A 12,824-nucleotide genomic window follows, 5' to 3' on the forward strand; every position below is an offset into this window, starting at 1 on the left:
GGTCTTCTCCTGATCCTGTGTTGTCGTCAGCGGCCCATCAGACCTTGGCCTTGGCCGCAGGGGCCTTGGCATGGGCGATGGTGGCGGCGGTTTCCTTGGCGGCATTGATCTCGCCCAGGGCACGGCGGTATTCGTTCGGGAACACCTTGACGAACTTGGCGCGGGATTCGGCCCAGTGGTCGAGGATGTCGCGCGCACGCTGGCTGCCGGTCCAGCGGTGGTGGTCCTCGATCAGCTTGCGCAGCAGGACTTCGTCGGTCTTGCCTTCGCCGTCACCGGCGTGGTGCCAGATGCCACGGTCCACGGTGGCTTCCTGCTCGTGGGCGGGCAGCAGCTTGTCCAGGCTCACCATGCTGGTGTTGCAGCGCTTGGCGAACTGGCCGTCCTCGTCAAAGACGTAGGCAATGCCGCCGCTCATGCCGGCCGCGAAGTTGCGGCCGGTCTTGCCCAGCACCACCACCGTGCCGCCGGTCATGTATTCGCAGCCATGGTCGCCGGTGCCTTCCACGACAGCCGTGGCGCCGGACAGGCGCACCGCAAAACGCTCGCCGGCCACACCGCGGAAGAAGGCCTCGCCCTTGGTCGCCCCGTACAGCACCGTGTTGCCCACGATGATGTTCTTGGTGGCGTCCCCGCGGAAGTCGATCGACGGTCGCACGACGATGCGCCCGCCCGACAGGCCCTTGCCGGTGTAGTCGTTGGCATCCCCGATCAGGTAGAAGGTGATGCCCGGGGCCAGGAACGAGCCGAAGCTCTGGCCGCCGGTGCCTTCGAACTGGATGAAGATGGTGTGGTCCGGCAGACCTTCCGGCTTGCGACGGATCAGCTCGCCCGACAGCATCGCGCCCACCGTGCGGCGCACGTTGGTCACTTCCTGCATGAACTGCACCTTTTCGCCTTTGTCGAAGGCGGGCAGGCACTTCTCGATCAGCTTCACGTCCAGGGCCTTTTCCAGGCCATGGTCCTGATGATCGTTGTGCAGGCGGGCCACTTCGGCCGGCAGTTCCGGACGATGGAACACGCGGCTGAAATCCAGGCCCTTCGCCTTCCAGTGGCTGATGCCCTTGCGGGTGTCCAGCAGGTCGGAGCGGCCGATCAGTTCGTCGAACTTGCGGATGCCCAGCTGCGCCATGATCTGGCGCGCTTCCTCGGCCACGAAGAAGAAGTAGTTGACGACATGTTCCGGCTGGCCGGTGAACTTCTTGCGCAGCAGCGGGTCCTGCGTGGCCACGCCGACCGGGCAGGTGTTGAGGTGGCACTTGCGCATCATGATGCAGCCCTCCACCACCAGCGGTGCGGTGGCGAAGCCGAATTCATCCGCCCCCAGCAGGGCGCCGATGACGACGTCCCGACCCGTCTTCATCTGGCCGTCGGCCTGTACCCGCACACGCCCGCGCAGGCGGTTGAGCACCAGGGTCTGCTGCGCTTCGGCCAGGCCCAGCTCCCACGGCGTCCCGGCATGCTTGATCGAGGACCAGGGCGATGCGCCCGTGCCGCCATCATGGCCGGCGATCACGATGTGGTCCGCCTTGGCCTTGGCCACGCCCGCGGCAATCGTGCCCACGCCGACTTCGGACACCAGCTTGACCGAAATGTCAGCCCGCTGGTTGACGTTCTTCAAATCGTGGATGAGCTGGGCCAGGTCTTCGATGGAATAGATGTCGTGGTGCGGCGGGGGCGAGATCAGGCCGACGCCCGGCACCGAGTGGCGCAGGAAGCCGATGTAGTCGGTGACTTTGCCGCCGGGCAACTGACCGCCCTCGCCCGGCTTGGCGCCCTGGGCCATCTTGATCTGGATCTGGTCAGCGCTGACCAGGTATTCGGTGGTCACACCAAACCGCCCCGAAGCCACCTGCTTGATGCGCGAGCGCAGCGAGTCACCGGCCTTGAGTTCGTAGTCGACCTCGATGACGCGAGGGCCCACCACGTCGGACACCTTGGTGCCCTGCGCGATCGGGATGCCCTTGAGTTCATTGCGGTAGCGGGCGGGATCTTCGCCGCCTTCACCGGTGTTGCTCTTGCCGCCGATGCGGTTCATGGCCACGGCCAGCGTCGCATGGGCCTCGGTGGAGATCGAGCCCAGCGACATGGCGCCGGTGGCAAAGCGCTTGACGATGTCCGCGGCGGATTCCACCTCTTCCAGCGGAATGGCCTTGGCCGGGTCGAACTTGAACTCGAACAGGCCGCGCAGCGTCATGTGGCGACGGCTCTGGTCGTTGATCAGTTGCGCATATTCCTTGTAGGTGTCGAACTTGCCGGAGCGGGTGCTGTGCTGCAGCTTGGCGATGGCATCCGGCGTCCACATGTGCTCTTCACCACGGGTGCGCCAGGCATATTCGCCGCCGGCGTCCAGCATGGTCTCCAGCACCGGGTCGTCGCCGAATGCTGCCCGATGCAGGCGCAGCGCCTCTTCCGCCACCTCGAACACACCGATGCCGCCGACCTGCGTGGGCGTGCCGCGGAAGTACTTGGCGACAAAGTCACTCTGCAGGCCGATGGCTTCGAAGATCTGCGCGCCGCAGTAGGACATGTAGGTCGAGATGCCCATCTTGGACATGATCTTCGACAGACCCTTGCCCACCGCCTTGATGTAGTTGTAGACCGCCTTGTCGGCCGACAGGCTGGCCGGCAGCTCGGCATGCATGGCGCTGATGGTCTCCAGCGCGAGGTAGGGATGGACCGCCTCCGCGCCGAAACCAGCCAGCACGGCGAAGTGGTGCACTTCACGCGCCGTGCCGGTCTCCACCACCAGACCGGCGGTGGTGCGCAGGCCCTCACGCACCAGATGGTGGTGGACGGCGGACAGCGCCAGCAGCGCCGGGATGGCGACGCGGTCGGCACCCAGGCGACGGTCGGTGATGATCAGGATGTTGTGGCCGCCGCGGATGGCGTCCACGGTTTCAGCGCACAGCGAGGCCAGTTGCGCCTCCACCCCTTCGCGGCCCCAGGCCAGCGGATAGGTGATGTCCAGCTCGTACGGCTTGAACTTGCCGTTGGTGTGCGATTCGATGGCGCGCAGGCGGGCCATGTCCTCGAAGTCCAGCACCGGCTGGGTCACTTCCAGGCGCATCGGCGGGTTGATGGCGTTGATGTCCAGCAGGTTCGGCTTGGGGCCGATGAAGCTGTTGAGCGACATCACGATGTTCTCGCGGATCGGGTCGATCGGCGGGTTGGTGACCTGGGCGAACAGCTGCTTGAAGTAGTTGTAGAGCGGCTTGTTCTTGTCGGACAGCACCGCCAGCGGCGAGTCGTTGCCCATGGAGCCGATGCCCTCTTCCCCGTTCACCGCCATCGGGGCCAGCAGGAACTTGATGTCTTCCTGGGTGAAGCCAAAGGCCTGCTGGCGGTCCAGCAGCGAGGCGGGGAATTCGGTGGGGGTGGCGGCCGGCGCCGGGATGTCGTGCAGCTTGACGCGGACGTTCTCGATCCACTGCCGGTAGGGGCGCGCGTTGGCGTACTGGGTCTTGAGCTCTTCGTCGTCGATGATGCGGCCCTGCTCCAGGTCGATCAGGAACATCTTGCCGGGTTGCAGGCGCCACTTCTTGACGACGCGGGACTCGGGGATGGGCAGCACGCCGGATTCGGAGGCGAGCACCACCATGTCGTCATCGGTCACCCAGTAGCGGGCGGGACGCAGGCCGTTGCGGTCCAGCGCGGCGCAGACCTGGCGGCCGTCGGTGAAGACCATGGCGGCCGGGCCGTCCCAGGGTTCCATCATGGCGGCGTGATATTCGTAGAACGCGCGGCGGCGCTCGTCCATCAGCTCATGCTGTTCCCAGGCCTCGGGGATCATCATCATGGCGGCATGGGCCAGCGGGTAGCCGGACATGGTCAGCAGTTCGATGGCGTTGTCGAAGGTGGCCGTGTCGGACTGGTGCTCGAAGCTGATCGGGTAGAGCTTCTTCAGGTCGTCGCCCAGCACCGGGGACTTCATGACGCCCTCGCGGGCGCGCATCCAGTTGAAGTTGCCCTTGACGGTGTTGATTTCGCCGTTGTGGGCCACCATGCGGTAGGGGTGGGCCAGCGGCCATTCGGGGAAGGTGTTGGTGGAGAAGCGCTGGTGGACCAGGGCAATGGCGGACACGACGCGCGGGTCGGCCAGGTCCTTGTAGTACTTGCCCACCTGGTCGGCCAGCAGCAGGCCTTTGTAGATGACGGTGCGACAGCTCATGCTGGGCACGTAGTACTCGCGGCTGTGGGTGAGCTTGAGCGCCTGGATGGCGCTGGAGGCCGTCTTGCGGATGACGTAGAGCTTCCGCTCGAGCGCGTCGGGCACGATGATGTCCGGACCGCGGCCGATGAAGATCTGGCGGATGATGGGTTCTTTTTCCCGCACGGTGGGCGACATGGGCATGTCCCGGTCCACCGGCACGTCGCGCCAGCCGAGCAGCACCTGGCCTTCGGCCTTGATGGCGCGGGCGAGTTCCTGTTCGCAGGCCAGGCGCGAGGCATGTTCCTTGGGCAGGAAGATCATGCCGACGCCGTATTCACCCGGCGGGGGCAGGACGACGCCCTGCTGGGCCATTTCAGCGCGGTAGAACTCGTCGGGAATCTGGATGAGGATGCCGGCGCCGTCGCCCATCAGCTTGTCGGCCCCCACGGCGCCGCGGTGGTCCAGGTTTTCGAGGATCTTCAGACCCTGCTGGACGATGTGGTGGTTCTTCTGGCCTTTGATGTGGGCGACGAAACCCAGGCCGCAGGCGTCCTTTTCGTTCGACGGGCGGTAGAGGCCATGGTCCGCGAGGGAGCGGATCTCGTCGGCAGTGGTCACGGCCGGGGCGGCTGTGTCGGTCAGGACGGTGGCGGGAGCGGTGGAATTCGCCTGCGGGTGTTGAGCTGCCGACATCGGTGGCCTCCAGGGGGTTCTTGGGAAACCCGCGCAGGTTAGCAACGCCGGGGGGCGCAGACAAGCAGAACTAAATGGGGTCAGTGTCGATTTATGGTCTGGCGTAGTGAAGCTTGTCTTTTAATTGGGGACAGATTGAGATTTGCGGGGGCGGCCGCGGGGGCGGGGCGCGGTGGGGCGGGGGCTGAGTTCGGCGAGCGCGGCCAGGAAGGACGGGGAGCCGAGGGGCCAGCCCTTGAGCGCCGCATCCACCAGGCGCTGGCGGTCAGCTTCGACTTCCCCCTCCTCCAACCAGCGGCGCCAGGTGAGCTCGCGCTCGAAGGGGGTGTTACCCAGAGCCCAGAAGTCCGGCGGGTCGCTGATGAGTGGGTCGCGGCGGCGGCCCAGGTGGTGCGCGGCCGAGGACCACGGGTAGTCCGCTGGGTCGGTGGCAAGGCCGGCGCGCAAGGGGTTGAGTTCAATGCTGCGCATCAGCGGCAGCAGGAATGCGGCAGCTTCGACAGGAGCAGCTCTGAAGCGGCCTTCCCAGAGGGTGCCCACTCGTTGGTGGCGCTGGTTGAATGCCGCCACGTAGCGACGGCCCAAGGCCTGCATCATTCGGGACAACCCCTCGTCGCTGGTAGGGGTCGCCAAGAGATGCAGGTGGTTCGGCATCAACACATACGCATGGATCGCCACCCGGTACGTGGCGGCGCAGTCCTGCAGCGCCGCCATCAACAACCGGCGGTCGTCGTCGTCATGCGCAATCGGCTGGAGGTTGTGGCCGCGGTGGATGACGTGGTGCAGGTGGTTCGCTAGCGCGAGGCGGGGGAGGCGGGCCATGGGGCTCTTCCGGGGGCGTGGAGTCTGTCCCCAATTATGCTCGGCTTGTTGGGGGCTCGGTTCTCTGACTTCGCTCGGGAAGTTGTGGGCTTGGAGGCTCGGTTTCCTGACTGCGCTCGAAAGCCACTGGCTTGAGGCTCGGTTCTCTGACTGCGCTCGGGAAGTTGCGGGCTTGGAGGCTCGGTTCCCTGACTGCGCCCGAAAGCCACTGGCTGGGGCCCTTTCACTCCATGTCATTCCTGTCCCGCTTCGCGGGCCATTCCCTTCTTGACTTCCGTGAAAGGGCCCCAGCCAGCGGCTTTCTCGAACCGAGCTCCTCCACCAACAACCAGCCGCAAATGACCACCGCGGCCCATCGCCACCCTCAGGGCTCAGGGCTCAGGGCTCAGGGCTCAGGGCCCAGGGCCCAGCTCACGGCTCACGGCTCACGGCTCACGGCTCACGGCTCACGGCTCACGGCTCACGGCTCACGGCTCACGGCTCACGGCTCACGGAAAGGTGGTGTCACGGCACCATCGATGTCAAGGCAAAGGCCGCAGCCCCTCACCCCCATCAAGACCAGCGCCCTCACGATCATCCTCCCCTTGCGCAGGTGCTTGGACCCACCCGCGCCCGAGGGCCGCGATCACTCGGTTACTCGGTCAGTCGGTCGCTCGATCACCCGAACAGTTTTTTCCCGGTGAGGCGCTCATGCTCCCGCAACGCATACCGGTCCGTCATGCCGGCGATGTAGTCGGCACAGGCTCTTGGGTGGTCGTCGGGGTTGGCGCAGTCGGGCGGGAGCTTGGACGGGTCGGAGAGGTAGATCTGGAAGAGGTCCCGCAGGACTTCCTCGGCGCTGGCCCGTTTTTCCGCCACCGCCGCATGGCGGTAGAGGTTGGCGAAGAGGAAGCGCTTGAGCTCGGTGCTGGCGTGCCGCATGTCCGGAGTGAAGCGAACCAGTGGGCCGGCTGCACGTGCGTCGTCGGCGGTGGTGATGCCGGCATGCTCAATGGCGGCGCGGGTTGCGGCGATGATGTCGTAGACCTGTTCGGACAGCATGCGGCGGATGGTCTCCGCGAGCAGTCGCTTGCCGGTGAGGTGGGGGAACTCGGTCAGCGTGTCGTCGAGGAAGCGCTTGACCAGGGGCACCTGCTCCAGTTGCTCGAGCGTGATGAGACCGGAGCGGACACCATCGTCGACGTCATGGGCGTTGTAGGCCACTTCGTCCGCCAGGTTGCAGAGCTGGGCTTCCAGGCTGGGTTGGCCTCCCGTCAGGAAGCGCGCTGCGACACCGCCGGGCTCAAGCGCTTCCAGTCGCAGTGCATCGCGTTTGCTGCAGTGCTTGAGGATGCCCTCCCGGCTTTCAAAGCTGAGGTTGAGGCCGTCGAACTGCGGGTAGCGTTGCTCGAGTTGATCGACCACCCGCAAGGACTGGAGGTTGTGCTCGAAGCCACCGTGCGCCTGCATGCAGTCGTTGAGCACGTCCTGGCCCGCATGGCCAAATGGGGTATGGCCCAGGTCGTGCGCCAGGGCGACGGTTTCGATGAGGTCTTCGTCCAGGCCCAGGCTGCGGCCAATGGAGCGGCCCAGTTGGGCCACCTCCAACGAGTGGGTCAGGCGGGTGCGGAACAGGTCGCCTTCATGGTTGAGGAAGACCTGCGTCTTGTAGACAAGTCGCCGGAAAGCGCTGCTGTGAACGATGCGATCCCGGTCCCGCTGGAAGTCGCTGCGCGTGGGCGCCGGCCGCTCCGGAAAACGCCGACCGCGGCTGTGTGCAGGGTGAGAAGCATAGGAAGCACGCGGCGTGTCGGTCATGGCAGGAATGTCGGGCGTCTCAGAGGATAGGTCGGCGCCGGTTCCGGTCAGTCATGGGGCCGGTGCGCCAGCAGCAGGGTCGCAATGGGTGGCCAGAACCTCGGCCACCAGTTCGGTGGGGGCGCTTCGAACGCCCGCTTGACCCAGGCCTTCGATCACCACAAAGCGGATGTCACCGCCCTCGTTCTTCTTGTCGACCTGCATCAGTTCCAGGTAGCGGTTCAGGCCAAGGGCGGGTGCCACCACCGGCAAGCCAGCCGCCTGGATGAGACGCTTCATGCGATCCACAAAGGCCGTCGGCACCAGGCCCAGACGAGCCGAAAGGTCCGACGCCAGCACCATGCCGCAACCCACCGCCTCACCGTGCAACCAGGCGCCGTAGCCCATGCCAGTCTCGATGGCGTGGCCGAAGGTGTGGCCAAAGTTGAGAATGGCACGCAGGCCAGACTCGCGCTCGTCCTGACCCACCACCCAGGCCTTGATCTCGCAGCTGCGCTGCACGGCATAGGCCAGGGCTGCTTTGTCGCGGGCCCTCAGTGCGGGCAGGTTCTGCTCGATCCAGTCCAGGAACGCGGCATCGGCAATCGGACCGTACTTGATGATTTCGGCCAGTCCCGCGGACAGCTCTCGGTCCGGCAAGGTGTCCAGGGTGTCGAGGTCGGCCACCACCCTCACCGGCTGGTAGAAGGCCCCCACCATGTTCTTGCCGCGCGGGTGGTTGATGGCCGTCTTGCCACCCACCGACGAATCCACCTGGGCCAGCAAGGTGGTGGGCACCTGCACAAACGGCACGCCGCGCATGTAGATGGCCGCCGCGAAGCCGGTCAGGTCCCCGATGACACCGCCGCCCAGCGCAAACAGCACCGTCTTGCGGTCGGCCGCAACGGCCAGCAGATGGTCGATGATGCGGTCCAGGCTGTCCCAGCTCTTCTGGGCTTCGCCATCCGGAAGCACCAGGCTTTCCACCCGCCCGTACACGCCCGAGAGCCGCTCGCGCAGACGCGCCAGATACAGCGGCGCCACGACCTCGTTGGTGACGATCAGGGCCGTGGAGGCGCGAGGCAGTCCAGACCAGGTCTGCGGCTGGTCGAGCAGCCCGGGCGCGATGTGGATGTCATAGCTGCGGTCGCCCAGATCGATGGACACACAGGCAGCCTGCGCCGTCCCTGCAGAGGCAGGGGAAGCGGGCACAGCCGAGGCCGGAGCGGAGGGAGGGACAGAAGACGGAACGGAAGGGCTCATGTCCCCGGAGTGTACGGGGCATCGCCGCCGGACTCCGAAGCCTCCCCCGCGCGAGGGGCGGCCGGGGGATGGGCCCCCACCGTCGCGGCCACGCGGGCCGGATCGATCAAGCCGGCCAATTCCAGCTGCATCAAAATCATGTTGACCAGCCCATTGACCGACGGGCGACTGGTCTCCAGCACGAAGTGAGCGCAGCGCCTATAGAGCGGATCACGCTGGCCGTACAGCTCACGCAGCTTGGCCAGGGGATTGCCCCCCTGCAACAGAGGGCGCGTCGTGTCATGCCGCAGCCGGCGGAAGAGTTCGTCCGGCGAGGAGCGAAGGTAGACCACCGTCGAATGCTGGTGCAGCCGGTCGCGGTTGATGTCCCGCAACACCGCGCCACCCCCGGTGGCCAGCACCATCTCACCGGGCACCTTGAGCAACTCTCCGATGACACGGCTTTCAAGATCCCGAAACGACGATTCGCCCTTGCGGGCGAAGTAGTCCTTGATCGTTTCGCCGCCGAGCTGTTTTTCAATCTCGGCGTCGGAATCCACGAAGGAAGTTCCGAGCTGTCTGGCCAGCAGACGGCCGACGGTGGACTTACCACCGCCGGGCATGCCGACCAGGGACAGCTTCATCCAGCCCGATCAGCGAGCGGCCGTCACCCGGTCGCTCACCACCTTGGGCGTGATGAAGATCAGCAGTTCGGTCTTGTTGGAGGTACGGGCGCGGTTCTTGAACAGGTTGCCCAGCAGCGGGATGTCACCCAGGTAAGGCACCTTGTTCTCGGATTCCTGCTCGTCCTGCGTGTAGATACCGCCGATCACCACCGTGCCGCCGTTTTCCACCAGCACCAGGGTCTGCACATGCTTGTTGTTGATGGCATAACCCATGGTCGTCAGGGTACCGCGGCTGTCCTTGTTGACGTCCACGGTCAGGATCACGTTGCCTTCCGGCGTGATCTGCGGCGTGACTTCCAGCTTCAGCACGGCCTTCTTGAAGGTCGCCGAGGTGGCACCACTCGAGGTGGCCTGCTGGTACGGAATTTCTTCACCCTGCTCGATCAGCGCCTTGGTCTGGTCCGCCGTGACGACACGCGGGCTCGACACGATCTTGCCCTTGCCGTCCGATTCCAGGGCCGACAGTTCCAGGTTCAGGAAGCGGCTGGCGCTGGAGCCAAACAGCGAGATGGCGAAGTTCGCAGCGTTGGCGCCGGCAAACACGTCCGACGTGGTGTTGGCACCGAAGTTCACGAACTGGCTGCTGGTGAAGTCAGGCTTGGTTTCCACCTGGCCGGTCTGGTAACCCACACCGTTGTAGGTGCCGCCCACCACCACCTTGTTGCCACCGCCCAGGCTGTAGCCGCCCGCCATGCCAGTGGTCGTGCCGAGCTTCACACCCAGCGAACGGCCAAAGGTGTCGGTCGCTTCCACGATACGGGCTTCGATCAGCACCTGGCGCACCGGGATGTCGATCTTGGCAATCATCGCGGCGATCTCTTCCAGCTTGGAAGGAATGTCGCTGATGAACAGCTGGTTGGTCCGGGTTTCGTAGATCAGGCTGCCACGGGGCGACAGGATGCGGCTGGTGTTGTTGTTGCCACCGCTGGAAGAACCTCCGCCACTGTTTTGCCCGGTCAGGCCCTTGGCAATTTCCTCAGCCTTCGTGTAGTTGAGCTGGAAGGACTGGGTGCGCAGCGGTTCGAGCTGCGTGACCTGCGCCTTGGCTTCCAGGTCCGCCTTTTCCTTCAGTGCCAGTTCTTCCTTCGGCGCAATCCACAGCACATTGCCGTTCTTGCGCAGGCCCAGGCCCTTGGCTTGCAGGATGATGTCCAGCGCCTGGTCCCACGGCACGTCCTTCAGACGCAGGGTCACGTTGCCGGTCACCGCATCGCTGGTCACGACGTTGAAGTTGGTGAAATCGGCGATCACCTGCAGCAGGGCGCGGACTTCAATGTTCTGGAAGTTCAGGCTGAGCTTGTCGCCGGCATAACCAGGGCCTTGCGTCAGCTTGTTGGGATCAACCTTCTGCGGACGCACTTCCAGCACGAACTGGTTGTCGCTCTGGTAGGCGCTGTGCTCCCAGTTGCCACGCGGCGTGACGGTCACGCGGACACGATCGCCCTGCTGGGTCGCCACCACGCTGTCCACCGGCGTGCCGAAATCGGTCACGTCCATGCGACGACGCAGACGCTCCGGCAGCGAGCTGCGCGGGAATTCCACCACCAGGCTCTTGCCTTGCTGCTGGATGTCCACGCCGATCTGGCTGCTGGGCAGGTTGACGATCACACGGCCGGCGCCATCGGCGCCACGGCGGAAGTCGATGTCCTGCAGCGCCTGCACACCGCTGTTCTGGCTGGGTGCGAAATGCAGCGGTTCGGTGGTGACACCGTTGCTCGCTTCTGCATTGGCCGTCGGCTGCGGAGCCGGGGCAGCATCCAGGAAGATCAGCAGGGAGTTGTCCTGCAGCTGGGCGCGATAGGTGCTGGCCTGACGCAGGTTCAGCACCACGCGAGTCCGGTCACCGGCCTGCGCCACATTGGCCGTGCGCATGTTGCCGGTGTTGATGTCCACCAGATTGCGGCCCATGCCATTGCTCACGCCCGGCAGGTCCAGCGCGATGCGCGGAGGCACCTGCACGGCGAAGCCCTTGGGCAGGTCCTGCAGCGGCTTGGACAGCTCGATGCGCACGACATCATTGCCGGACTGCTGCGTCGAGGTGATGGAACGGATCAGATTCTGTGCGAAGGCCTGCACCGGCATCAGGGCCGCCAGGCCCAGGGCGCATGCCAGCACTCGCCAATTGGCAGTACGGGTCTTGGGCTGGCTGGCTCCGTTGATCGACGGGCCGCTGGTTCGGGCGCTCATGGAAGCGTTCTCCACAAAAGTCTTCATCGTCCCTGCTCCTGTAGCTGGAGAGTACTGGTGCGTTCAATCCATTCGCCCGCAGCGTCCTGGACGACTTCTCGCAACGTGATTTCGGTTTCGCTGATCTTGGTGATACGGCCAAAGTTCTGGCCCAGGTAATCACCCGTCTTGACGTAATACAGCAGGTTCTCAACCCTGAGCAGTGCAAACTGCCGGCCATTGCGGACCACACTGCCCACCATGGTCATGCCGTCCAGCGGGAAGGCTTCCAGCGGTTCCTTGCGGCGCTTCATTTCCGACGCCAGCAGGGAACTCGGCTGGGCCGCCTCCTGCTTGAAGGCCACCGTCAGCTTCTGCACGGTGAACGGGTCCACCACATTCATGGCTTCATAGGGCTGCGGCAGGAACTTCTTCGGCGGCTGCAGCGGCTTGACCGAAGGCTTCGTCTGCTGACGCTGCTCTTCCATCCATTGCTGCAGTTCATCCGTCGAGGAGGTGCAAGCCGCCAGAGCCATGCCGCAGAGGGTCAGCGCCAGTGACCGGCCCAGAAGGGAGCGAGTGAGCGTGACACGCATCATTTCTTCTTCCCTGCTTGTTGAGCGGCCACACGCTTTTGCTCTTCCACTTCAGCAGGGTCGAGGTAGCGGTAGGTACGGGCAATGGCGTCCATGGTCAGGTGTCCGTCGCTGCGACCGTTGTTGGCCTGAGGTGCCACGATGGTCAGATCATGCAGCGTCACGATCCGCGACAGGTTGGAAACGTCGGCAGTGAAGGAACCGATATCGTGATATTGGCCCGTCACCTTCAACGAGATGGGCTGTTCCGCGTAGTAGTCCTTCATCACGATCTGTCCCGGACGGAACAGCTCGAACTGAAGACCGCGACCCAGGCCCGCCTGGTTGATATCGGACAGCAGCGCGTCCATTTCAGCCTTGCCCGGCAACTGCTTTTCCAGTTGCAGGACATATTCCTCGACCTGACGCTTTTGCTTGCGCAGCTCCGGCAGGTTCACCGCCTGGGCCAGCTTGCCGCGATAGTCCTCTTTCAGGGCCGGCTCGCGCGCCTTCTCCGCCTCGAGGGCGTCATTGGCGTCGGACAGCAAAAGGAACCAGGCAGCCGCCACGGCAGCAATGGCCACGAAGATGAACGTGACGATCTTGGGTGCCAGGGGCCATTGGCCCGGCTTCTTGGGATCGAGGTTCTGGAACTGACCCGAGAAGTCAGCAAACCAGGCATTCAGATCCAGGTTCTTGAGGTCAGCCATG

8 protein-coding genes are annotated in these 12,824 nt (G+C 64.8%); all 8 read right to left on the reverse strand.

All coding sequences use genetic code 11. The annotated features are described in order from the left end of the window. Positions 1-37 precede the first annotated feature (37 nt). Positions 38-4,771: a glutamate synthase-related protein gene (locus DES44_RS14845; protein ID WP_058937207.1), complete on the reverse strand. Its 4,734-nt coding sequence runs from the start codon at positions 4,769-4,771 to the stop codon at positions 38-40. 195 nt (positions 4,772-4,966) lie between these two features. Next, on the reverse strand, positions 4,967-5,668 hold the full coding sequence (locus DES44_RS14850) for a transposase (RefSeq protein WP_058933934.1): 702 nt from the start codon (positions 5,666-5,668) through the stop codon (positions 4,967-4,969). Between the two features lie 657 nt (positions 5,669-6,325). Beyond that, positions 6,326-7,465 carry a deoxyguanosinetriphosphate triphosphohydrolase gene (locus DES44_RS14855; RefSeq protein WP_058933933.1) on the reverse strand — a complete coding sequence of 380 codons (1,140 nt, stop codon included), beginning with the start codon at positions 7,463-7,465 and terminating at the stop codon, positions 6,326-6,328. Positions 7,466-7,516: 51 nt separating this feature from the next. Further along, positions 7,517-8,707, reverse strand: a complete 1,191-nt coding sequence (aroB, locus tag DES44_RS14860) for a 3-dehydroquinate synthase (RefSeq protein ID WP_083525343.1) — start codon at positions 8,705-8,707, stop codon at positions 7,517-7,519. Continuing rightward, positions 8,704-9,330: a shikimate kinase gene (locus DES44_RS14865; protein ID WP_058933931.1), complete on the reverse strand. Its 627-nt coding sequence runs from the start codon at positions 9,328-9,330 to the stop codon at positions 8,704-8,706. The genes aroB and DES44_RS14865 overlap by 4 nt, the downstream gene beginning before the upstream one ends. Before the next feature lie 9 nt (positions 9,331-9,339). Continuing rightward, positions 9,340-11,559 carry a type IV pilus secretin PilQ gene (locus tag DES44_RS14870; protein ID WP_058937206.1) on the reverse strand — a complete coding sequence of 740 codons (2,220 nt, stop codon included), beginning with the start codon at positions 11,557-11,559 and terminating at the stop codon, positions 9,340-9,342. Between the two features lie 23 nt (positions 11,560-11,582). Beyond that, positions 11,583-12,134, reverse strand: coding sequence for a pilus assembly protein PilP (locus DES44_RS14875; protein ID WP_058937205.1), 552 nt, complete (start codon positions 12,132-12,134; stop codon positions 11,583-11,585). After that, positions 12,134-12,823: a type IV pilus inner membrane component PilO gene (locus tag DES44_RS14880; protein WP_058933930.1), complete on the reverse strand. Its 690-nt coding sequence runs from the start codon at positions 12,821-12,823 to the stop codon at positions 12,134-12,136. Before DES44_RS14880 ends, DES44_RS14875 begins: the two co-directional genes overlap by 1 nt. Position 12,824 lies beyond the last annotated feature (1 nt).

Source organism: Roseateles depolymerans (assembly GCF_003387155.1).
Taxonomy (GTDB): Bacteria; Pseudomonadota; Gammaproteobacteria; order Burkholderiales; family Burkholderiaceae_C; genus Roseateles; species Roseateles depolymerans.

What these genes read in the sequence shown, in the direction of transcription:
- DES44_RS14850 (WP_058933934.1), bottom strand. Translation starts at nt 5,668, where the DNA reads ATGGCCCGCCTCCCCCGCCTCGCGCTAGCGAACCACCTGCACCACGTC.
- DES44_RS14855 (WP_058933933.1), bottom strand. Translation starts at nt 7,465, where the DNA reads ATGACCGACACGCCGCGTGCTTCCTATGCTTCTCACCCTGCACACAGC.
- aroB (WP_083525343.1), bottom strand. Translation starts at nt 8,707, where the DNA reads ATGAGCCCTTCCGTTCCGTCTTCTGTCCCTCCCTCCGCTCCGGCCTCG.
- DES44_RS14865 (WP_058933931.1), bottom strand. Translation starts at nt 9,330, where the DNA reads ATGAAGCTGTCCCTGGTCGGCATGCCCGGCGGTGGTAAGTCCACCGTC.
- DES44_RS14870 (WP_058937206.1), bottom strand. Translation starts at nt 11,559, where the DNA reads ATGAGCGCCCGAACCAGCGGCCCGTCGATCAACGGAGCCAGCCAGCCC.
- DES44_RS14875 (WP_058937205.1), bottom strand. Translation starts at nt 12,134, where the DNA reads ATGCGTGTCACGCTCACTCGCTCCCTTCTGGGCCGGTCACTGGCGCTG.
- DES44_RS14880 (WP_058933930.1), bottom strand. Translation starts at nt 12,823, where the DNA reads ATGGCTGACCTCAAGAACCTGGATCTGAATGCCTGGTTTGCTGACTTC.